The 23,244-nt window shown below is 61.6% G+C and carries 12 protein-coding genes and 6 pseudogenes; 8 read left to right on the top strand and 10 right to left on the bottom strand.

What is annotated here, in order from left to right; all coding sequences use genetic code 11:
- The first annotated feature begins 261 nt into the window (after positions 1–261).
- The 3 genes from ACZ0BA_RS26875 to ACZ0BA_RS26865 all read left to right on the top strand — a co-directional run bounded on the left by ACZ0BA_RS26875 (position 262) and on the right by ACZ0BA_RS26865 (position 4,559).
- Positions 262–2,451, top strand: coding sequence for an NHL repeat-containing protein (locus ACZ0BA_RS26875; protein ID WP_463454170.1), 2,190 nt, complete (start codon positions 262–264; stop codon positions 2,449–2,451).
- A gap of 106 nt (positions 2,452–2,557) precedes the next feature.
- Positions 2,558–3,925 (top strand): signal recognition particle protein, encoded by a 1,368-nt coding sequence (ffh, locus tag ACZ0BA_RS26870; RefSeq protein ID WP_463454169.1) that lies wholly within the window; start codon positions 2,558–2,560, stop codon positions 3,923–3,925.
- A 235-nt stretch (positions 3,926–4,160) separates the two neighbouring features.
- Positions 4,161–4,559: an SWIB/MDM2 domain-containing protein gene (locus ACZ0BA_RS26865; protein WP_315213528.1), complete on the top strand. Its 399-nt coding sequence runs from the start codon at positions 4,161–4,163 to the stop codon at positions 4,557–4,559.
- 72 nt (positions 4,560–4,631) lie between these two features.
- On the opposite strand, the gene ACZ0BA_RS26860 is transcribed toward ACZ0BA_RS26865, so the two are convergent.
- The 4 genes from ACZ0BA_RS26860 to ACZ0BA_RS26845 form a co-directional block, all read right to left on the bottom strand.
- Positions 4,632–5,633, bottom strand: coding sequence for a LacI family DNA-binding transcriptional regulator (locus ACZ0BA_RS26860; protein ID WP_463454836.1), 1,002 nt, complete (start codon positions 5,631–5,633; stop codon positions 4,632–4,634).
- 186 nt (positions 5,634–5,819) lie between these two features.
- Positions 5,820–8,975, bottom strand: coding sequence for a glycoside hydrolase family 2 TIM barrel-domain containing protein (locus ACZ0BA_RS26855; protein WP_463454168.1), 3,156 nt, complete (start codon positions 8,973–8,975; stop codon positions 5,820–5,822).
- Positions 8,976–9,065: 90 nt separating this feature from the next.
- Entirely contained in the window at positions 9,066–12,026 is a 2,961-nt protein-coding gene (locus tag ACZ0BA_RS26850; RefSeq protein WP_463454167.1) for a TonB-dependent receptor, read from the bottom strand.
- Between the two features lie 363 nt (positions 12,027–12,389).
- Entirely contained in the window at positions 12,390–14,138 is a 1,749-nt protein-coding gene (locus tag ACZ0BA_RS26845; RefSeq protein WP_463454166.1) for a M61 metallopeptidase family protein, read from the bottom strand.
- Between the two features lie 139 nt (positions 14,139–14,277).
- On the opposite strand from ACZ0BA_RS26845, the gene ACZ0BA_RS26840 reads away from it, so the two are divergent.
- Positions 14,278–15,069: a hypothetical protein gene (locus ACZ0BA_RS26840; RefSeq protein ID WP_463454165.1), complete on the top strand. Its 792-nt coding sequence runs from the start codon at positions 14,278–14,280 to the stop codon at positions 15,067–15,069.
- A gap of 98 nt (positions 15,070–15,167) precedes the next feature.
- Positions 15,168–16,025, top strand: a pseudogene (locus tag ACZ0BA_RS26835) (YifB family Mg chelatase-like AAA ATPase); the annotation flags it as partial.
- 463 nt (positions 16,026–16,488) lie between these two features.
- On the opposite strand, the gene ACZ0BA_RS26830 reads toward ACZ0BA_RS26835, so the two are convergent.
- From ACZ0BA_RS26830 to ACZ0BA_RS26815, 4 genes and pseudogenes are all read right to left on the bottom strand, one after another.
- Positions 16,489–18,027 (bottom strand): recombinase family protein, encoded by a 1,539-nt coding sequence (locus ACZ0BA_RS26830; protein WP_463454164.1) that lies wholly within the window; start codon positions 18,025–18,027, stop codon positions 16,489–16,491.
- A 276-nt stretch (positions 18,028–18,303) separates the two neighbouring features.
- Entirely contained in the window at positions 18,304–18,561 is a 258-nt protein-coding gene (locus tag ACZ0BA_RS26825) for a HigA family addiction module antitoxin (RefSeq protein ID WP_463454162.1), read from the bottom strand.
- 234 nt (positions 18,562–18,795) lie between these two features.
- Positions 18,796–18,939 (bottom strand): annotated as a pseudogene (locus ACZ0BA_RS26820) (transposase domain-containing protein); the annotation flags it as partial.
- 112 nt (positions 18,940–19,051) lie between these two features.
- Positions 19,052–19,429, bottom strand: a pseudogene (locus tag ACZ0BA_RS26815) (helix-turn-helix domain-containing protein); the annotation flags it as partial.
- Between the two features lie 104 nt (positions 19,430–19,533).
- On the opposite strand from ACZ0BA_RS26815, the pseudogene ACZ0BA_RS26810 reads away from it, so the two are divergent.
- Positions 19,534–19,863: pseudogene (locus ACZ0BA_RS26810) on the top strand (transposase); the annotation flags it as partial.
- Between the two features lie 293 nt (positions 19,864–20,156).
- Positions 20,157–20,498 (top strand): annotated as a pseudogene (locus ACZ0BA_RS26805) (helix-turn-helix domain-containing protein); the annotation flags it as partial.
- Between the two features lie 134 nt (positions 20,499–20,632).
- Here ACZ0BA_RS26805 and ACZ0BA_RS26800 read toward each other — a convergent pair.
- Positions 20,633–21,010 carry a hypothetical protein gene (locus ACZ0BA_RS26800; RefSeq protein WP_463454161.1) on the bottom strand — a complete coding sequence of 126 codons (378 nt, stop codon included), beginning with the start codon at positions 21,008–21,010 and terminating at the stop codon, positions 20,633–20,635.
- Positions 21,011–21,485: 475 nt separating this feature from the next.
- On the opposite strand from ACZ0BA_RS26800, the pseudogene ACZ0BA_RS26795 reads away from it, so the two are divergent.
- Positions 21,486–22,154: pseudogene (locus tag ACZ0BA_RS26795) on the top strand (ATP-binding protein); the annotation flags it as partial.
- A gap of 71 nt (positions 22,155–22,225) precedes the next feature.
- Here the strand turns inward: ACZ0BA_RS26795 and ACZ0BA_RS26790 are convergent.
- Positions 22,226–23,194, bottom strand: coding sequence for a hypothetical protein (locus ACZ0BA_RS26790; protein ID WP_463454160.1), 969 nt, complete (start codon positions 23,192–23,194; stop codon positions 22,226–22,228).
- Positions 23,195–23,244 lie beyond the last annotated feature (50 nt).

The raw sequence follows: 23,244 nt of genomic DNA, 5'->3' as shown, positions 1-23,244 counted from the left end.
AAAGCGGCCGCCGTTGCTATTTGTTACAAAACAACCCTGTCAGAGTGACAATGCGTGAGTATTAATCGACTGTGAGCGTTGATAATAAGCATGATGAGTTAATAAAGTGGCGTCTATACCCATGAGATTACAAAGTTCCACCATAGACGTTGACCTGGCTCAAAGAACAAAGCTTCGAAACGGCGCCGCGAATGCCCGGGGAAATTCTCGGCTCGGGCTGCCAATGCGGGGTGCAAACAAACCACACAAGGGACGTCCAGCATGAAAGTCAATAAAACATACACACGCCGTAAATTCGTCGGCACCGCGATCGGCGCGCTGGTCGCGGCCAACCTTGCCGCCTGCGGCGGCGGTGGCGGTGGGACCACCACCTCGCCCACCTCCCCGAGCACGCCGCCGACGCCGGACGCGCCACAAACGATAGGCCTGAGTACGACCTCGAGCCGTATCCTCGGTACCAAGCCGGTCACCGTGACGGCGGCGCTGGGCCGTAGCGCCGACGTCACCTGGGCGCTTGGCACGGGTAGCCTGGGCACCCTGTCGGCCACCACCGGCGCCAGCGTCACCTACACGCCACCGGCGGCAGCCGTGAGCGCCGCCACGCCGGTCACCATCACCGCCACCTCCGCCGGCGTGACGGCGACGGCCAAACTGGCGCTGCTGCCGGACCCTCGCCAGAGCGCCGGCCTGGCCTTGTTGGCCGGCTCGCTGGGCGGACGCGGCCTGATCGATGGTCAGGGCACGGCGGCGCGCTTCATGCAGATCGCCGCCATGGACGTCGACCGGAGCGGCAATCTGGTGGTGGCCGACAGCAAATACACGGCCGACTACCAAAACCGCTTCACCGTCATTCGCGTCATCAGTCCATCCGGCAACGTGCTAACGGCAACGCCGCTGGCGTCGCTCAGCTACGGCCATGGCGACGGCGGGCCCACCACGGCGCAAACCGCACGGGTCAGCGGCCTGGCCGTCGCGCCCAACGGCGACATCTATTTTGTCGACTACGACGACAGCGCGCGCCTGCGCGTGCTGCGTGGCGGACAGATCACTACGTTGCAAAGCAACCTGACCGCGAAACGGGTGGTGATCGACCGTGATGGCAACATCTACCTGTACAACGAGTCGCAGGTGCTGCGCGTGGCTGCCGACGGCGCCAGCGCCACCTTGTTGGCGGGGTCCGCCGACGCTGCGGCGCAGGCCGACGGCCAGGGCGCCGCCGCCCGCTTCAGCAGCATCAGCGACGCCACCACCGATGCCAGCGGCAACCTGTACGTCAGCGACAGCAACACGCTGCGCAGAATCACCCGCTCCGGCCTGGTGAGCACCGTTGCCGGCCTCGCCAGCGCGGAGTTCGACGCCGTCGACGGCAACGCAGCCACGGCGCGCTTCGGCAGATTGATGTCGATCTCGCTGGATAACAATGGCAACATCGTCTCGCTCGAAGGAGCAAGCAAAGCCGGCAAGTCGACTTACCTCGTGCGCCAGATCACACCAGCCGGGGTGACGAGCACGCTGTACCAGGGCGCGGCAGCGCCGTACACGGGCCTCTCCCCCGCCAACGGCACCGCGACGGACGTGACCATGCTGCGCTTCAACAACGCCACGCGTACCATTCAGCTGGCACGCACCGCCCAGATCGACCAGCTGAAGGGTGGAGCCGTACAAGCGTTGGCCGGCTTCGAAGGCGACAGCGATCGGGAAATCGATGGCCCCGGCGAGACCGCGCGCTTCGTGCGCCTGAGCCATTTGGCCGCCGATCTGGCGGGCAACGTCTACACGATCGACTTTGCCGAGCCGTTCGGCGGAGCGCGCAACGAGGACGCGCACGGTCTGTGGCTGCGCAAGATCGCGTTGGACGGCAACGTCAGCACCGTGGTGGCCGACAAGGATTTCGCGCTCAAGCCGAACGGCATCGTGGCCGACGCCGACGGCAACATCTTCCTGTCGGCGCGCGCGCCGCAAAATTCGCTGGCGACCCGCACGGGCGGGGCGATCTACAAGGTCACGCCCGCCGGCGCGGTCACGGTCTTCGCCGGCGCCCCGACAGCGTTCTCGACTACGCCCACCGACGGCACCGGCGGCGCGGCGAACTTCGTTGCGCCACAGCTCCAGGGAATCGACATCGGCGGCAACCTGTATGTCAACGACGCCGGCAAGATCCGCAAGGTCACGCCGCAGGCGGTGGTGACCACCATTACAGCGCTGCCGGCCGGCCTGAACGCGGCGCCGAACGGGCGGGTCTACACGGTGGACGCCGATCGCAATGTCATTGACGCCACCGATGCCGCCGGCAACAAAACCGTGGCAGCGGGGGTGGCAGGCTTGCCAGGTACCCGCCTGGGCGCGCTGCCGGCCGGGCTGGAAGGGCCTTACGACATCGTCCCGACCGGCCCGAACAGCTTTGCCGTGATCTCCGGCGCCGCCGTTCTGCGCCTGCTGCTGCCCAACTAAGCGGGCGCAGCGCCGCATCGCAGCCAACCGGGGTGCGATGCGGTAAAATGGCGGCCATTGCCCGGCCTGGCGCCGGGCGCCTCCACGTCCATACTCCAGGTGCATCATGCTAGATAATCTTACCCAACGCCTTGCCAAGGTCGTCAAAACGATGCGCGGCGAGGCCCGCCTGACCGAAGCCAACACCGCCGAGATGCTGCGCGAGGTGCGCATGGCCTTGCTTGAGGCCGACGTCGCCCTGCCGGCCGTGCGCGAATTCATCGCCCGGGTCAAGGAAAAAGCCCTGGGCGAGGAAGTGATCTCCTCGCTGACGCCGGGCCAGGCGCTGGTCGGCGTGGTGCAGCGCGAGCTGGCCACCTTGATGGGCGCCGACCTCGGCCCGGAGGCCACGCAGCTGAGCTTTGCCCAGCAGCCGCCGGCGATCATCCTGATGGCCGGTCTGCAGGGTGTCGGTAAAACCACCACCGTCGGCAAGCTGGCCAAATACCTGAAGGAAGAAAAGAAGAAGAAGGTGCTGACAGTGTCGGCCGACGTCTATCGTCCCGCCGCGATCGCCCAGCTGCAATCGGTGACCGCGCAGGTCGGCGCCGACTTCTTCCCGTCCACCGCGCAGGACAAGCCGGTCGACATCGCGCTCGCCGCGCTCGACTGGGCCAAGAAGCACTACCACGACGTGCTGATCATCGATACCGCCGGCCGCCTGGGCATCGACGAGGCGATGATGACCGAGATCGCCGCCGTGCACGCGGCCGTCAAGCCGATCGAAACGCTGTTCGTGGTCGACGCCATGCTCGGCCAGGACGCCATCAACACCGCCAAGGCCTTCAACGACGCGCTGCCGCTGACCGGCATCGTGCTGACCAAGCTGGACGGCGATTCGCGCGGCGGCGCGGCGCTGTCGGTGCGCCACATCACCGGCAAGCCGATCAAGTTCGCCGGCGTGTCCGAAAAGCTCGACGGCCTCGAAGCGTTCGACCCGGCCCGCATGGCCAACCGCGTGCTGGGCATGGGCGACATCATGGCGCTGGTCGAGGAAGCGCGCAAAGGCGTCGACAGCAAGGCGGCGGCCGACCTGGCGCAGAAGATGAAGGTCGGCGGCAAGTTCGATATGAACGACTTCAAGGCGCAACTGGGCCAGATGAAGAAAATGGGCGGCATGGCCAGCCTGGTCGACAAGCTGCCGGCGCAGTTCCAGCAGGCCGCCGGCGGCGCCAACATGGACCAGGCCGACAAGCAGGTGCGGCGCATGGTCGGCATCATCGATTCGATGACACCACAGGAACGCGCCAAACCGGAGTTGATCAAGGCCACCCGCAAGCGCCGCATTGCCGCCGGCGCCGGCGTCCAGGTGCAGGAAGTGAACCGCATGCTGACCCAGTTCGAGCAGATGCAATCGATGATGAAAAAGCTCTCCGGCGGCGGCATGATGAAGATGATGCGCTCGATGAAAGGCATGATGCCGGGCATGCGCTAACGGGGGGAACGGTGCGCGAAAGCGCCCCCGTCAGCGTGCTCCATAGCGGCGCGAAAGCGCGGAAATATGCGGGTTTGCGCCCCTGGACGGTGCACTGGCCCACGTAGCAAGGTATTTACGTGGTGTTTCCGGGCAAAAACGCGAAAAAGACTTGCATAAGGCTTAAAACCCCACCAATATTAGCCGGTGCGATCAATTGCGCAATTTTCCATGTGTTCGTTAAGGAGGCTCGAGAATGGCAACAGCCAAAAAAACCCCAGCAGCAGCACCAGCTAAGAAGGCCGCGGCCGCTAAACCGGCAGCCGCGAAAAAAGCAGCACCAGCAAAAGAAGCAGCAGCCAAACCAGCCGCAGTGAAAAAAGCCGCGGCACCGGCCGCCGCACGCAAACCGAATGCCGCATTCATGAAAGCGATGACCCCATCGACCGTGCTCGCAGCCGTCGTGGGCGCCACCCCGCTGCCACGTACCGAAGTGACCAAAAAAGTCTGGGACTACATCAAGAAGCTCGACCTGCAAGATCCGGCCAACCGCCGCATGATCAACGCCGACGACAAGCTGAAAGCTGTATTCGGCGGCAAAGCCCAAGTGTCCATGTTCGAAATGACCAAGCTCATTTCCGACCACCTGAAATAAGCGCAGCGGCCGCCAGGCCGCGCCGGAGATGCCTCCCTCGCCCACGCGACGGAGGCATTTTTTTTGCCCGGCTTAAAGGCCGGCCAGCGAGGCGTCGGACGATTCGCGCGTGATCAACGTGAACGGCAGCAGCTTGTGCTGCACCGGCGCGGGATCGCCGGCGCGGCGGCGGCGGATCTGGTCGATCAGCAGGTCCACGGCGGCGCGCGCCATGTCGCTGATCGGCTGGTGGATCGTGGTCAGTTCCGGCCAGACGGTGGTGGCGACCGGCGTGTCGTCGAAGCCGCACACCACCAGATCCTCCGGCACCTGCAGGTGCAGGCCGTGCGCGACCGCCACCACGGCGGCGGCCATGTCGTCGTTGGCGGCGAAAATCGCACTCGGACGGGTTTTGTGCGATAGCAGCTGGCGCGCAGCCATCAGGCCCGAGCGATAGGTGAACAGGCCGGGCGCGACACGCTCCGGCAACACCGCCAGGCCGGCTGCGGCCATGGCGTCCAGATACGCCTTGTAGCGCAGCTGCGCCGGCGTGTGCAACGGGTCGCCCTGGATGAAGGCGATGTCCTTGTGGCCGCGCCCCAGCAGGTAGCGCATCATCGCCAGCGCACCCTCGTAGTCGTCGATGCGCACGGCCGATACGCCGGCCACCGGACGGCCGGTGGCGATCGCCACGGTCGGCATGCCGATCTGGTCGAGCTGCTTCAGCGCCGACTTGGAATCGCACAACGGCGGCGGCACCAGGATACCGTCAGCGCCGTTGGCGATCAGCCGGGCGATGGCGCTGCGCTGGCTGCGCAAGTCCTCGCAGCGCTCCAGGATCAACTGGCCGCCGCTCTGGCTGCACTGGTCCATCGCGCCGACCAGGAACGCGCTCATGTAAGCCGAGCTGGGGTTGCTGTACAGCAGGCCGACGCCCAGGGTGCCGACCCGGGCCGCGCGCGCGGCGAAATTGACCTGGTAGTTCAGCGATGCGATCGCCGCCGTCACCTTGTCGCGCGTGGCGTCGGAGACGTGCGAGTTGCCGTTCATGACCCGCGACACCGTCATGGCCGATACTCCGGCAACGCGCGCCACATCATAAATGGTTGCGCCGCTCTGGCTACGATCAGTTTGTTTTACAGGCACGTGGTTCCCTTGCTGGCTGGTCAGCGATTCCTTGGTTGATCAAGTGTTTGATTATATGCGATTGCGCCCGGCTCTCCGGCGTGGCAACCCGCAGGCGCCACCGTCGGAAAGCCGGGCGTTGCACTCATCTCCGCGTTATTGCTTCACCACCGACGGCGCCACCGTGAAGCTGTAGCTGGCCGGCTGCTGCTTGATGCGGTACTTGGCGTGGGCGCGGCCATCCAGACTCCAGCCCGTATCGCCGCCGACACCGACCTGCGCCAGGTCGATCAGCAACGAGCCGTCGCCGTGCGGCGCGATCTCCGAGCTTTTCCACACGCCGCGCGGACGCAGGTACAAGTCCTCGTACGGGAAGGCCAGCGCGTTGACCGACAACGGCGCCGCGCCCCGGACGGTGATGCCGGCGCCGCGCGCGTCGAACAGCGACAGCCAGCGCACGTCGGTCTTGTTGCCGCTCTCCTGCGGACGGCTGTAGCCATGGTACTGGTCGGCCACCTTGCCGGTGTAGCGGCCGATGGCGTAGCCGGTGCTGCGGTCCGAGTACGATTCCTGCGGTCCCCGGCCATACCACTGCACGCCGTCGAGCGTGTTGTCGTTGTCGAAGCGCAGGCCCAGGCGCAGCGGATCGGGCAGGTCGTCGCGCAGCGGCGTGAAGGTCGAGGCCACGCCCAGCACGCCGTCGGCGTTCAGCGTGTAGACGGTTTCCCAGTGGGCCGCGCCGGCGCCAAAGCTGTACAGCACCTTGACGCTGTTGGCGCCCGTCTCCACCGAGCGGACATTGCGCTGCTCGGTGAAGGTCTTCCAGACCTTGTGCGTTTTCTCGACTCCGGTGCCTTCGTCGTTGTCGTTCAGGCCGCGCCAGAAGTTGGGCGTGCCGCCTTTGAGCAGGATCTTGCCGTCGACGATGTAGTTGATCAGGCCGGTCTTGGCGTCCATCCGCAGCGACGCCTTGCCAGCTTCAATACGGATGTCGTCGCCATTGCGCGACGGCTTGACGGCTCTGGCCGCCTTCGCCACCCTGGTCGCCGGCGCCAGCACGAACTGCGACCAGCCGATCACCGTGCCGGCGGCCACGCCCGGGGTGGACGCGTCCCTGGCCTTGGCGCGCAGCGTCAGCACCTGCTCGCCACCGCCTCCGCCGCCTGTCTTCGGCAAGCGCAGCGGAATGTCGCGCCGGGACGCCGCAGCCACGGCCGGCACCTTCAACACGCCCTTCGACACTTCGACGCCGTCGTTGGTGACCACCCAGTCGAAATCCAGACCGGAGGTGTCCCTGAAGTCGTAGCGGTTGACCACGGTGATGGTGCCGGAGGACGGCTTGCCCTCGAACACCAGCGGCGAGTAAACCTTCTGCACCTCGAAGTATTCGGGATCGGGCGTGCGGTCGGCGCGCAGCACGCCGTCGCCGACCACGCTGTTGTCGCCGTTCTTGGGGTTGACGTCGAAACCGGAGGCCCAGAAGCGGCGGCCCTTGTCATCGTTCATATAGACCGTCTGGTCGACCCAGTCCCAGATGAAGCCGCCCTGCAGCTTCTTGTTGGCGCGGATGACCTGCCAATAGTCCTCGAAGTTGCCCAGCGAGTTGCCCATCGCGTGCGCGTATTCGCACTGGATCATCGGCTGCTTGTAGCGCGGATCGGCCGCATAGTCGGCCATCTTCTCGATATCGTCGTACATCGGCGCGTAGATATCCGTGTACGTGTTGGGCAGGTGCTCCTCGCCGATGGTGCCGTGGCCCAGATAGCTGATCAGACGGGTCGGGTCGTTGTCGCGTATCCACTGCGCCGCGTTGTCGAAGTTGGGACCGGTGCCGGCCTCATTGCCCAGCGACCAGAAAATGATCGACGGCGCGTTCTTGTCGCGCTGGACCATGCGCGACACCCGGTCCAGATGGGCCACCTTCCAGTGCGGCTTGTAGCCCAGCTGGATCTTCTCGCGCTCGCCCACCATGCCTTTTTCCATGGCCTGGTCGCCGGCCTGCATATAGCCGTGCGACTCGATGTTGGCCTCGTCCATCACGTACAGGCCGTACTCGTCGGCCAGGTCGTACCAGCGCGGATCGTTCGGATAGTGCGAAGTGCGCACGGCGTTGACGTTGGCCTGCTTCATCATCTCGATGTCCTTGCGCATCAGCTCCATCGACATCACGCGGTACGTCACCGGGTCGTGTTCGTGGCGGTTGGTGCCCTTGATCATCACGCGCTTGCCGTTCACACGAACCTCGCCGCCGGCCACCTCCACCGTGCGGAAGCCGATCCGGCGCGACGTCGCCGACAGCAGCTTGCCGTCCGCGTCCTTGTATTCGACCACCATGCGGTACAGGTTCGGCGTCTCGGCCGACCACGGCTTGACGTTGCGAATCACGCCGTCCAGCGCCAGCTGCTCGCCCTGCACGCGGCCGCCGGTGCTCAGCACCGCCTTGTCGCCGTCGTACACGGTGACGACGATCTCGCCGCTCGATGGCGCGCCGGCCAGCTCGGCCTTCAGAGAGAACAGGCCGTCCTTGTAGGTCTTCTTGTCCAGCAGCGCCGTGACCGTGTAGTCGCGCAGGCGCGACTTCGGCTCCGCGTACACGTAGACGCTGCGCTCGATGCCCGACAGGCGCCAGAAGTCCTGATCTTCGAGATACGAGGCGTCGGCCCAGCGGTAGACCTCGATGGCGATGCTGTTCTTGCCCGGCTTGACGTACTTGCTCAGATTGAATTCAGACGGCAGCTTGGAATCCTCGGAATAGCCGACCTTCTCGCCATTGACCCAGATGTAATAGGCGGCGCCGGCAGCGCCGATGTGCAGGAACACATCGCGTCCGTCCCAGTCGGCCGGCACGACGAAATCGCGGCGGTAGGAGCCGACCTCGTTGAGCGCAGGCGGAATGAACGGCTCGGCCATCGGGAATGGATACTCGATATTGGTGAAGATCGGCTTGCCGAAGCCCTGCGCCTGGATCATGCCCGGCACCTGGATCGTCTTCCAGCCCGCGAGGTCGAAGTCGCTGCGATAGAACTCCTTGGGCCGCGTCTCGGGCCGCTCGGAATACGCGAACGACCATGTGCCGTCGAGCGACAGATAATACTTCGACGCGGCCGGATCGGCGGCGATGGCTTTTTCCGTGCTCTCGAAATTGAAAAAGGTCGCCTTCATCGGCTCGCGATTGACGGCGACCACTTCGGGCTGCTCCCACTCGGTCGGTGGCGCCGCGTACGTCGCCCCCATGGACAGGCTGGCCAGCGCCAGCAGGCAGGCGTGGACGGAACGGCGCAGCGCCATCGGTTTTACAATCTCTTTTGCCATCTGTGTTTATCTCCTTTATTGTTTTTAGTCCCAAAAACGAAAAAAGACGGAAGGGGCGACCTTCCGTCTTGTCCATGGCAGCGCCCCGGTTTATTTACCGAATTTGTAGCGCAATGCCAGGCTGAAGGTCCGTCCATTGCCGTAGTGCTGGCGTTCCAGGCTGGTTTGATACGTGCCCGGCTCGCCGACATAACGGTTGATTGCCTTGTCGAGTATATTCGACGCGTTCAACGATAGCGTAAACTCATCGGTGAGCTGGTAGTTTATCGAACCGTCGAGCACGCCGTTGGAATCCATGTATCGTGCGTCGATCGGATTGGCCGATACGCCGAACAAAATCGACTCCGAGCGCCAGGTATAGACCAGGCGCGCGGACAGCTTGTTGTCCTCGTACAGGCCGGAGATGCTGTAGCTGTTCTTCGACTGCATCGGCTGCGGCGTGGCCACGATGCGCGGTGCGGCCGCGGTGCCGAAGTTGACCGGGTTCGACGTGTTGACGTGGGTATACGAGCCGGCCACGCCAAAGTTCTTCCAGATGCCGTCGAAGGCGTCGAGGAAGTACTGGCCGCCCAGTTCGATGCCGCGCACATAGCCTTTTTCCGAATTGACCGACTTGGTCACCGAATACTGACCGCCGGTGCAGCCGTTGTCGGCCGAACCGGTGTACGGCACGGCAGTGCCCACTGCCTGGCACTGCGTAATACCGTTGAAGAAACCGCTGATCTCCTTGTCGAAAATCGCCGCCGACACGTAGTTCGACTTGCTGAAATAGCGCTCCAGCGAGAAGTCGAAGCTGTTGGCCGTTTGCGGACGCAGATCCGGATTGCCGACGTTTCCGGTGCCGGTGACCGGATTGACGGTGATGCTCGGATTCAGTTGATCCAGGCCGGCGCGCGTCATGCCCTTGCCGTAGCCGAAGCGGGCCAGGAAATCCTGCGTGATGTAGCCGGTCACGTTCAGCGACGGCAGCGCGTTGGTGTACGACGTCTCGCGGAAGATCTCCGGATAGCTGGTCGGCGTGGTCTGGTTGTTGATGGTGCGGGCGGTGGCCTTGCCCTTGGTGCGCACCACGCGCACGCCGACATTACCGGTGATGCGGTCGTCGAAGGCCGAGAACTCGCCCATCATGTAGCCGGCCAGCGTGTTCTCGCTGATCAGGCGGCGCGCGTCCAGGTTTTCAAGGTAGTCGCCCTCCTGGCGGATGCCGGCGTTGGGGAACTGCGTGGCGACCTGGTTGCCCAGCAGACGGTCCGGCGCATACACCAGGTAGCCGCCCGAATAACCGGTATCGCCCTTCATGAAGTTGGTCGGCGATTGTTCGACCTGGCCGACGCTGGCCACCGAGATGGCGTTCGACCGATTCGCGGTGAGCGCCTTGCCGTCGGTGGTCAGCGGCCGGCCGCTGAAACTGTAATTGTTGTAAGTGCTTTCCTGGTGCGCATAACGGCCGCCGACCTTGATGCGGCGGAGCAGGCCGTCGCCGACGATGTAGGCGGCGTTGAGGGCGGTCGCATAACCGCTGTCGTCCCACTTCTGGTTGGTGCCGTTGTTGTAGTCGCGGTAGACGAAGCTGGCCGGGTCGGTCAAGCTCGGACCGGCAAAGGTCAGCTGATGCGGCGCGCCATCGGCGACTCGCGTGGTCGACCAGCCCAGGCCGGGCGCCGAATCGAGATTGACGGAACGGTTGTCCTGCTTCTGCGTGGCCTTGACGTAGTTCACGTCCCATTTCAACGCCAGGTTTTCGGTTGGATTCCAGTCCACGCCGCCGGCGGCGACCCAGGTCTTGTACGGACGGTGCTCGTCGCCGCCGACCGTATTGATGCCGGAGTTGAGGAAGGTGCCGCTGCGCAGACGCTGGCCCACCAGCGTATCGTCGGCGCCGCCGTTGGTGTTGCGATTGGCCAGCCCCTCGGTGAACGCGAACGGCGTGGTCTGCAAGTTCTGCACGTTGGCGCCGTCAACCGAGTTCAGGCCACGGTAATTCTGGTGGTATTCATAGTAGGTGTAATTGAATTCGGTGTAGGCGCGCAGCGTGTTGTCGGCGCGGTAGTCGGCCGCCAGGTTCAGCCCTTTACGCTCGCGCATAATGGTCTCCTGGAACACGTTGTTGGTCAGCGCGGGCGCCGTCATCACATTGCTTGCCTGCTCGGCCGTCAGCCCGCGCAGATCGGGCGTATTGGCGCCGACGGTGGCCGAGGTCGGCAAGGTCGGCACACCGGTCAGCAGGTTGACATCCGAGCGGCCCACATATGCCGGGTTGGCCTGCGACGGATTGTTGGTGGTGTTGGCCGCGGCCAGGGCCGCGTATTCCGCGCTGTCGGCGCGGATCGCGCGCTTGAAGTTCGCGCCGCCATTGGCCGGGTTGTTATCCGAACGCCCGGTGCTCTTTTGATAGACGCCGGCCGCCATCAGGCCGATCTTGGCGCCGCCCGACAGGTTCCAGCGGTTGGCCACCAGGCCGAACACCTCCGGCTCGGTCTCCTTCGCCAGGTCGTTGTATTTGCCGGCGATGCCCATCGACACCGTCAACCCTTTGAAATCGCTCGGGTTGCGGGTGCGAACGTTGACCAGGCCGCCGATGCCGCCCTCGATATGCTCGGCGCTCGGGTTCTTGTACACGTCGACGCCGGCGATCATGGCCGGAATCGCGCCTTCCAGATTGTATTCGCGGCTACCGGCGGTAAAGTAGGCACGGCCATTGACCTGCGACGCGGTCTGCCCGGACAAGCCGCGAATCACCAGACCGGAGCCGGCGCCGACCGGCGAAGCGCCCTCGCCGCCATAGCGGTAGCCCTGCACGCCGGGCACCCGGGTCAGGGTATCGACGACGTTAGGATCGGGCAGCTTGCCGATGTCCTCGGCGGTGATGGAATCGACGATCTCGACCGAATCGCGCTTGATCGCCAGGGAAGACCGCGCGCTGGCGCGCATACCGGTGACAACGACAACTTCGGGTTCCTGGGCCAGCGCGCAAGGCGCCACCAATAACCCCTGCCCTACGGCGAGCGCGAGCGCGGACACCTGTAACGCGACAGTGACTTGCTTGTTCATTGAATGATCTCCGTTATTGTTTTACACGGGCTTTGTGCCCGTTTATTTGAAACGCTGCCATGATATCGATAACAGTTTTCGATTGCATTGTACGACAGTTCGACACTTGCGGATCGGTATGTCTCTTTTTTCTAACAGTAAAAAAAACCGGCGGTTTTGAGGCCGCCGGCCAAGAGCGACGGGATAAAGCTCCACTGGAGGCAAAGCGATATCCAGCGATGCCGCGACAAACACTGAGAAAACAAGACCCGGGGAGACCGGGGGTGTACCGACAACGTGTTATCGATAACAGTTCGGATCGTAGCACATCTTTTTAGGCGCTTGAATTATTTTGCGATTATTTTTTTCTTGCGTGCGATGGCGCTACAACTTGCAACTGCTATCGGCGACGCCGGGGACGCGCTGCCACGGCCACACCTGGACGCGCTCGCCGCGCGGCAGATAGGTGACGGGAAAACGGCGGCCGTCGCGGGTGACGTTGAGCGTCAACTTGGCGTCTTGCTGGCCCTGGATTTTATCCATCGCCACCGCATAGGTCACCACGTCGCCGTCGCGCAGACCGGCCTTGGCCGCCCCGCCACCGGCCTGCAGGCCGCGTATGGTTTTGACGTCGCCCGCCAGCGAGGCCGGCTCGAAACCCAGCTCGAAGCGGCGCACTTTTTTGGCCGTGCGCTGGAAGCACGGACCGAAATCGTCGGACTCGGGCACGATCACCTCGCCCGCCAGCATGGCCTCGTGCAGCGCCGCGCCAGACGGGCCCAGTTCGCGCGCCAACAACTGGCGCCACACCGCCGCCATGTCGGCCGGCTTGGTGTCCGACGCTGCGGTGGGCCGCCCGTTGCGCTTCTGGTTCATCTCCCGCACCAGGTCGTCGAGCGAACGCTTGCCCTCGGACGCCTTGCGGATGCGCGCATCGACCACGGCAAAGTACATCGCGCCGCGATCGTATGGCAAGGTGCGGATGCGCGTGTCCTCCCAAAAACGCGGCATGATGTCGGCGTCCGGCGTGGTGTTGAGCGCATCAGAGTAATAGCGCGCGGCCGTGTGATTCAGGTCGTCCAGGAACTGTCGCGCCGTGATCAGGCCGGCGCGAAACGGCGCCAGCGCCTGGTAATGCACGGCGATGCCCTCGTCGTACCAGGCCGCGTCGACGCCCTCGGTCCAGGTGTGCGCCATCTCGTGGGACAAGGTGATCTTCAGCTCGTCTTCCGTCACCCCCTTGCCGTGCGTGATGATGAACGAGCGCGTCAGCGCGGCGCCGCCGCCGGCGTTGATCGGGTTATAGCGCAGGAACACGCGATAAGGCGGCGGCTGCTTGTCATCGCCGAAAAAACCGTTCATCCACTGATGCAGCTTGCCGGCCCAGTCCATCAGCGGCGCCGGATCGTTGGAAGGCGTGCCAAGCCACGCGGACGAAAAGCCGGACGGCGCCGCCTCGGCCGGCACGCGCGTCATCGGGCCGGCCATGAAGATGGTCGACCACAAGCGCGATGGCGCCCCGTTCGGCAGGTTCAGGTCGCCGTCGCCGAAACTCGACGTGGCGGTGGAATCCGTCCCCAGCTTGGACAAGTCCCAGCGCAACGACAGCGGATAATTTTTGTCGCCCTCGGGCAGCAGCAGGAACACATTGCCGACGCCGGAAAAGCCTCCGCCTTCCGTGCGCAAACTGTACGGCGGCGCCGCGCCCCTGGCCGGCGGCGTGTTGTCGATCGGCGCCTGATAGTGGATCACGAGATCGCCCTGCACCTCGCGCGTGGACGACCAATGGCGTACTGGACCATCGGGACCTTTGACGTCACGCGCGGCCAGCGGCACCTCGCCAAAACCATCGCGCACGACCAGCTCCTTCAGCGTCAGCGCGACCGTCTCCACATTGGCCACCACGCGCGGCAGCTTAAACAGCGGCACGCCGACGGCCGCCTGCACGTTTGGTATCGTCATCGTCACATCGACCACGCCGCTGCCGGCATCGATATTGTCGGTCTGTTTGAGCGGCCCCGGCTGAAGCGTCAGCACCAGCGGCTTGGGCGCCTGCGCGGCGGCCGAACCAACGGCCAGAACGGCCAGCAACAGGAAAGCGACAACGCGACGCGCGGCAACGTCTGCAAACATGGGTGCTCCGAAATGGCTGAGGTAGCTACGACTTTACCACCCACCAACATTTCGCCGCGCAACGTAGGCGCGAAGGTAAAGTTCATGCCCAATCGGTCGTTAATAAATGATGGCCACCATTAACCGTAGAGGCGACACCATGGTAAATATCACCAACACCGGAAACAGGATAATGGACAGCAAGGTGTCTTCCGGCCTGATGGCTGAAGTGCAGAAATCGCCCGGCAGCGCGGCCTCTGCGGCCGGCCAGACCACAAATGTCGGGACAGTGTCGGGAGGCGCCTCGATCTCCACCTTGGCCGCCAGACTGTCAAAGGCATCGACATCGATTACGGAAAGCACGAATGGCCTGGACCACAATGCTTTGAATGCCAAAGCCGAAAAGAATATCCAGACCATCCTCTACCCTTTCGAGGGCGAACAAAAAGCGGCTGCGGCAAAACAGGTGCCGCAACCAAGCGACGCGGCCTCGGCCCAGTCCGCCTCCGCGGCCACGGCCACGGCCTATCTTGAAGGGAATGGAGCCAATCCGTTCAAGGGACTGTCGCGCGAGCAGCTTTCCACCATCTCCAACGATGACAGCGGTTCCTTTACGGTGAACGAAAAGCGGGCCGCCTACCGCCAGGCCCATAGTGAAGAAGAGGCGTGGCGCATGCAGGTGATTGCCAAAGCGGTTCAGGAATACGAAAGCTCGGGCAAATTGACGGAGTTCTTCAAGGAATCGTTAGCGCACTTCATGGACCTGCCCAAGATGGAGCAAGCTCTCTATCCGGAAGATTACGCCAGCGGGTTGGCCGATAAGATTAAGCTGGACTTCAATTACTTTACCCACTCGGCCGGGGATGGCGCCCCCGCGCCCGGCACGCTGGCCACTTTAAACACGAATGCCAATGCGTCGAATATCGCAGACCTGATCAAATTCCCCGACTGACAAGGAGTTATATTCGGCCCGTCTGCTCACCCGCAAACCTACCCCGCGCGCCGCTTCCTATACTGGTCTGATCCACGCCACCAGCCCAGGGGAAATCGATGAGTCTAGCCGTGTTGAAAAGCCGCGCCCTGGCCGGCATGGACGCGCAGGAAGTCAACGTCGAAGTGCACCTGGCCAACGGCTTGCCCGGCTTCACCATCGTTGGACTCGCCGACACCGAAGTCAAGGAAGCCAAAGACCGCGTGCGCGCCGCCATCCAGAACGGCGGCTTCGAGTTCCCCGCCAAGCGGATCACCGTCAACCTCGCGCCAGCGGATTTGCCCAAGGAATCAGGCCGCTTCGACTTGCCCATCGCGCTCGGCATCCTTGCCGCCTCCAAGCAAATCCCCTCCTCCCGCCTGCATCAGTATGAGTTCGCCGGCGAGCTGTCGCTGTCGGGAGAATTGCGGCCGATACGCGGCGCGCTGGCGATGTCGCTCGCCACCCGGCGCGACGGCGGCCGCCTGGCCTTCATCCTGCCGCAAGCGAACGCCGACGAGGCCGCTCTGGTGGCCGACGCCGCCATCTATCCGGCCAGTTCGCTGCTGCAGGTGTGTGCGCATTTCGCCGCCAAGTCGGCCGAGTCGATGCTCTCGCGCCACGAATCGTCGCCGCTGATCGTGCCGGTGGAATATCCCGACTTTGCCGACGTTAAAGGCCAGATCTTCGTCAAGCGCGCGCTGGAGGTGGCGGCGGCCGGAAACCACAGCATCCTGCTGGTCGGCCCGCCCGGCGCCGGCAAGACCATGCTGGCCTCGCGCTTCGCCGGATTGCTGCCGGCCATGACGGACGAGGAAGCGCTGGAAGCGGCCGCCGTGCAATCGCTGACGGGCGGCTTTCGCATCGACCACTGGAAGCGCAGGCCGTTCCGCTCGCCGCACCACACCTCGTCGGGCGTGGCCCTGGTCGGTGGCGGCAGTGTAAAACTCAAAATTATATGAGAAGATTAAAAATAAGTGAGAAAAAATAACGCTTTTTGACAGTCCGCTAGCAACGCGACTGAGTATAAAATCCAAGATACGAAATTTAATTCTCGTAAGAAATGCGCACTTTCCTATGAAATGCGATGCGCTTGGTGCAAACTGCACTGCGTTATTAGATAATTGCATGCAAAATTAAATTTGTTTTTCTATGCGTTCACGCTGAAAAATTTTCTTCCTGTGTCCTATGTCCGCGTAGCGCTGACAGAAGCTAGGCAAACTCATGTAGCGACATGGCGATGATGAACTTGTCAATCTAACAACTAAATGATTTGCCTACTTCACGTGTCTCATTTCAATTTAACAATGACATTGCAGACCATCTTGAGCGGACGCTTACCTCGACATGGTCAGCGAGCGGGAAGGCCTGATCCTATCGCCTAATGCTTCATCGGTTGCCTTACTTCGCTGAGCTGGTCGGTAGGAAAAAGTCCGAAAGATTCCACCGCTGATTTGCCGCATACCGTTTGATGCTGGATTCTGTAAAGGCAATCGCCCGTTGAGCAAGGTCGCCCGTTGGGAACAGTAAGTACGAGGTGATGCTCCTGTTCGTTCGGTCCAGTAATGCAACGAGCAAGAAGTCGCACGCCTCAGCTAAACGTGCAGGTATTCGCCATCGATAGTACCCATATTTGCTGTCGTGGGCACACCGAATGGCGCGCATCGATACCGTCACACTTCGGTTTATCCGCAGCGTGTGGGGCGCTTCCATCAATTCTGCCGTGGCGCCGGCGCTGACTGCGAGAGCGGTGGCCTCGGCCACCATGCGGTCACGAAATCTATAGTTCTGATCGCGAGTGATGAGGAAGTCGTTGTTCCGAAGGTTTGGAATACCTGCCTGGGTAAATGCATCAAACAGCGTACCGAAGTGGCGAGCAATAAGCCGTGCCGTTGGCGAGTCTGGATCGGCATCTATCAGGGTGCTCGATATGCGACCGTGCGCAGTGTAGATCCGCTGCATCGACGTAATCAGTTCTTGGTCGGCATATCGCCGATGGCGTCGCGCTCGCTCTCGCGCAACAGCCCTGAAAAGTTCTTCGGGGACGATGGGCGTGATGGCGCCATCGCATCGCACCCATTCCTCGGGAGGGTTCCTCACCGCAGTCTGGCGGAGCTTGAAGGATGCTTTATTGAATATCAGGTTCCCGATGTATTTTTCATTTTGAAGCATTCCTCGCACAATGTCGGACGTCCATGGACCGCCGGCTTCCGTTGCAACCTCTTGATCGTTTAGTACTGCAGCTATCTTCCTATCGCCCACGCGGTCCTCGGCATACCATTTGAATACCTGGTTGACGACTGCGATCTCTGCTTCCGGCCCAGGTACAAGCACCACGCGGTGGATCTGTAGGACCTTCCACTCGCCGGCCTTAAGGATTTGTATGATCTTCCCATCCGAATCGAGCAGTGCGCGCCGCAACCCGTAGCCAGGTGGTCCACCCGTTTTGAAACCCATCGTAATCATTCGGCATTGGCCAGCGAAGACCTTGGTCGATAGCTCCCTGCTATACTCAGCGGCAGCAGCTCGCTTGAGCGCCTTGATGATCGCGGTGAACGGCGAGCCGTCGTTCTCGAACAACTCGGCGCAGTAAGCAACGTTGACCCCATTCACTCGGCACAGGTACTCGTAATGGGCGCTCTCGTCGAGATCTTGAAATCTGCCCCAACGGCTGATGTCGTACACGAGGATAACCGTGAAGTCGTGCTGGCCCTGCACGTCCTCTATCATTCGAGTGAGACCCGGCCGCCCCTTTTTCGTGAGGCCGCTCTTTCCAGCATCTTCGTAGATCGTCACTAAGTCGAGATCATGACTGGCTGCGTAGTCCCTGATCCTGTCCAGTTGGTTAGATGTCGAGTACATCTGGCGCTCGGTAGACATGCGAACATAAGCCGCAGCGCGCCGGCGCAACTTGGGCATCAACTCTGAAGGCATCTTCATTCTCGTGCTCCTGGTAGCAGTAGGCTTGGCGCGCACAGGATAGCTGATTTTGCCGGAGGTGCTAGAAAGCGCAGTGCGAGCTCAATCGGCACGGCTTTGTCGCAGAGGAGAGCAGCCGCAAACGTGAGTCCATGACTCGGTACCAGGCTTCGTGCAGCAACGCAGAGAAGAATGTGATTTTTCATCCCTCCGAATATAAAGGTTTGGAGCAACTGGGGGTTGCGATTGATCAAGCTGCGCAATCCACTAAACTGTCCGCATTCCCCCCGTGTCAGTTTACAACCGCTGCTGACAACTATCCCTCACAAACGCATCATATTGCACCTGCATCCCTGCCCATAGTTGTGAACTCGTGCCGAAAGCCGCACCCAAGCGAGCACTTAGCGCTGGCGATATGCAACCGGTGCCGGCAATGATCTGCGCAAGCTGCTGAGAGTCGATCCCAAGATGGACGGCGGCGGAGTCTATGGTTGATTCGCCCAGGTATTCTTTCAACACCTCGCCCGGGTGCGGCGGGTTGTGCATCACGGTCATTGTGTTCCCCACGTCCTTAGCCACGCTATCAGCGTGTGAGTATGATAACTCGGTCTTCCCACACCGTGTTAGTTTGCTTGAAGAATTGCGGGTCCCAGCCAAGCCAATTTTTTAAGAAAAAGATCACATTTCAGAACGTCGTAAGCGTCCGCTCGGCGCCGTCTTAAGTGCAATGGTGATTTGATCGATGATCGCATCACACCGCTGGGAAGCGGCGTCATCTCGAAGGGCTGCTGGCAGGTTGCAGTTCCAAGGCAAGAATTCATCAACCCGGTTGACGGGATGATCGGCGATATGCGTCAGCACGTGACGCAACCAAGCTTCGGGGTCGACACCGTTCAGCTTGGCTGTGCCGATCAGCGAGTAGATCGCCGTGCCCCACGGGGTGACGCTGTCGATTTCAGCGAGGAAGCGGTCGCGCCGTGTCAACTTCTTCTCGGCGGGTTATTCGAGGTCGGAAAAGCTCTTTTACATGGCCATGGCAAACAGTAGGGATACCTGTTCGTTTGCTGGCCGGATTGACCCTCTCAGATTGACCCTCCCTCCAGGTCCTCGCGAACGCCGCGACCCTGTCGTAAGATCCCTCGAACCCCAATTCCTTTAGGTCCTCATGGATCTGTTTGAGCGTGCGCCGCTGCTTGCGCGACTTGGCCGCCTCGGTCTTGAGGAGCGCTGAAAGCTGGAATGCGTATTTGTCGATAGCGCGGGTGGAGCGCCGCTCAGCGTAGGCTGGCTCTATGGTTTCCGAGCGCAGGTAGCGCCGGACGGTGTTTCTGGAGATGCCCAACCGCCTGGCTATCTCTCTCAATGGGATCTGCTCGCGAATGTGCCAGCGTCGAATAATGCCTAGTAATGCCACGTCGATCACTCCAATTCCCCGCTCAATGTCATGAGCAGGATTGTGTCCTAAACGTGGGTCAGATTCGTTTGCAAATTATGCGGCAAAGTGGGTCATATTTCGCTGCAAATCAACACTGGTCGTCATCTTGTCCCAAGTGCCCGATAAAATCTCAGTGCACAACGGGGACCAATCGCCGCATCGCCCGCTGGGAACATGAAGATTCCCTCGATAGGATGAGCAAGCGGTTAGCTGAGCGCGGAGACGTCGCGAGAATCAGGCGGCAAACAGTCGAACATCCATTCGGCACGTTAAAAGCTTGGATGGGGGCTACGCATTTTTTAACTCGAACGTTACCGCGCGTCAAAACAGAGATGAGCTTACATGTTCTAGCTTACAACTTGAAGCGTATGGTGAACATCATGGGGCATCAGGCGTTGAAAGCGGCTTTGTTGGGGGCGTGAGCCCTTTTTAACTTCGACTTGCGAGTCAGAGAAAGACGTAGCCCACACGACGTGCCCGTTCGCGGCACAGAAAGTCGGGTTTTCACACAGCCTGGGGCGGAAGCAGTCCCTCGCTGCCCTTTGGGTGATGGCCATAGCCACAGCTGAGCGTTGGCCGTGACGAACGAGAACGAGTGGCGGCGTTCCATGCGATTGGGTGGCGCCGGTCAGCGGGAACAGGGGGCGGCGGCTTAGGAGAATCGGTGGCGGCAGTGATGAGAATATTCACTCATGACATTGAGCGGGGAATTGGAGTGATCGACGTGGCATTACTAAGCAGTATTCGACGCTGGCACATTCGCGAGCAGATCCCATTGAGAGAGATAGCCAGGCGGCTTGGCATATCCAGAAATACGGTCCGACGCTAACTGCGCTCGGAAACCATTGAGCCAGCTTACGCTGAGCGGCGCTCCACACGCGCCCTCGACAAATACGCGTGCCAGCTTTCAGCGCTCCTCAAGACCGAGGCTGCCGACTTGCGCAAGCAGCGGCGCACGCTGAAACAGATTCATGAGGACCTAAAAGAATTGGGGTTCGAGGGGTCTTACGACCGGGTCGCGGCATTCGCGAGGACCTGGAGGGAGGGGCAATCTGAGAGGGGCAATCCGGCCAGCAAACGAACACCGCGATCACACTAGGCCAATAAATTCGCATAGCCGGCTTTGGCGTGCTTGGTGAAGCCGACGACTGTCTTTTCGTTGAAAGAGATGTGTCTACAGCCATGGCGTCACTAAGGCTCAAACTTCCTGGATCTCGTCAGGGTTAATTTGCGTACTGCTGCAGTCGACTTCACTAGAGCACTATCGTTCAACTCCACAAATTGGCCGTCTCGATCGAACCATCCACGACGCAAAATCTTGCCGACGGTCTGAACAACCAACGAGGGGTCTCGCCCGTCAGCAACGTAGCTTGGCATGTCAGGCCTCAGCGCCAATTTCACTCCTGGCTTAGACAGAATGCTGGGCAGCAGAGTTAACGCCTTTACTCCTTCGGCAATGTTCTTCCGGTATTGCGCTTTAGTCGGTTTGGGCACCCGCATGGTTATTCCACCGAACTCAACCAGCACGGTGGCAGGCCGGCAAGGCATGGTCTGTTTGAGTTTTTTCACGACACTACCTCCTTGAGGATCAGGCCAGATTGTACAGCCGGGTATCCCATATCATGGGATTGTTCATAAGGATGCAAACTCTTTGATGCTCAAGCCAATCGCGGTGCGGACCTCTTCAGCCGCGAAAATCCTGTAGTGGCCGGCCTAAGGTTACCGTGTCAGGTACAGGATGAAAAGTCCTATGTCAGTGGCGATCCGCCTAAAACGATTGTTGAAAGTCAAAGGGTTATCAAGGTTTTAGAAGTGCAACGCTGTAGCGTAGGATCGCAAACCACGCTGGACCTGCAGTCACTGACCGCAGCTGCCTCAAACACACATAAAAAATCGAGGTCATAGCTGAAAAAATTTGCCTCCCGCGTCCCAAAGATTCTCAAGTAAGTATAATTTCTTCTCCTCAAATTGCGTAAATGTCGCACGAGTTCTCATCTAGTTCTAATTTTTCTGAGCGTTTTAAAGGCGGTTTTCTCATTCAATTTTAATTTTTACAGGCAGCGTGCCGCGCCCCGGCGAGATTTCGCTCGCGCATCGCGGCGTGCTGTTCCTTGACGAGCTTCCCGAGTTCGACCGGCGCGTGCTCGACGTATTGCGCCAGCCGATGGAGTCCGGCCACATCACCATCTCGCGCGCGGCGCGGCAGGCCGATTTTCCCGCCCACTTCCAGCTGATCGCGGCGATGAACCCTTGTCCGTGCGGATACAACGGCCACATCAGCGGCGTCTGCAACTGCTCGCCGGATCTGATCAAACGCTACCAGGGCCGCGTCTCCGGCCCACTGCTCGATCGCATCGACATGCAAATGGAAGTGGCCGCCGTCGAGCCGGACGTGCTCAGCGAAGACGCCAACGGCGAACACTCGGCCGTCATTTGCGCCCGCGTGCAGGCCGCCGCCGAAGTGCAGTTGCAACGCCAGGGCAAGCGCAACCAATACCTGACCACGCGCGAGATCGACCAGTTCTGCAGGCCCGACAAAGCCGGCAAGGCGCGCCTGAGGGCGTCGATGGAACAGTTTCAATGGTCGGGCCGCGCCTACCACCGCATCCTGCGCGTGGCGCGAACCATCGCCGACCTGGCCCATGCCGAACGCATTGGCGAGGCGCACGTCGGCGAGGCGGTACAGTATCGGCGCGCGCTGCGCGACCGTTAAGCGTCACGCTTCCCGAGTGATACCTTTGGCTGCCGCATCGCCGCCATCGACGGGTAACTCAATCCGCACTGTCAATGCTGATAGATCGTACCGACATTGCCGCTACCCGCCTGCGCTATGCTGGCGGTGAAGCCGTCACCGACCTGGATGATCGTTGCCACATTCAGCGGCTGCAAACCCGGAGCCGTGACGCCGCCCTGCATGATGGTCGCGGTGTTGAGATTGCCGGTCTGCAGGATGGTCGATCCGTTAAATGTCAGATGCTTGGTGACGGTCGCCGTATTGGCGTCGCCGTTCTGGTTGATCACCGTGGGACTCCGGCCGCCGTTGCCGGTGTATGTCACCTGGTTGTCCGAGCCGTTTTGAACAATCGACATCCCGTCGCCAAAACTGCTGTTGCTGCGGGTGACATCCGCATTGTTGCGCATGCCAGTCTGGGACAACGTGATACCGCCTGTGAAAGAGTCCGCATATTGGCGAAGTGCAATGGTGTTGCCGATGCCGTCCTGGATGATGAGCGGGCCGCCATATGCGGCACCGTGTTGATCGAGCGTGATGACATTATCGGCGCCGGTTTGCCGGGTCTCGGCGAGATTGTCGACGCTGGTCTGACTGATATAGATGGTATTGCGTGTCCCCGACTGCATCGCGGTGGCCGCCGGTGAAAAATTCGCTACCTGACTGATCAGCACCAGGTTATCGTCGCCGGCCTGGCTGACGGTGGCTGTGGCATGGGTGGTGGTTCGCTCCTGCAGGATGCCCGCAAGGTTGCGGTTGCCGTCTTGCGTGATGGTGGCTGCGCCTCGTGAGGTCCTCTGCACAATGCCGCCCGCCACCGTGGCGCCGCCCGCAATATTGTCATTGCCGGTTTGCGTGATGACGGCTTGGGCGATGGCGCGGGCGTTCTCCTGCTCGATCGCCGCGCTGTTGTTGGCGCCGGTTTGCGCTACTGCCGAGGTAATCTGCGCCAGACCGGCCTGGCTGTACGTCAACAAGGCCAACGACACGGCCAGCGTTGCTGCGGATAATTTCGTTTTCATGATCGCTCCTGAGGGGTGGAAGGGGTGGTACCACCCCACAGTGTCCGAAC

This window comes from Duganella sp. AC917, assembly GCF_979258245.1.
The sequence above is the reverse complement of the archived record's forward strand: the minus strand, read 5'-3'. Positions and strand labels throughout refer to the sequence as shown.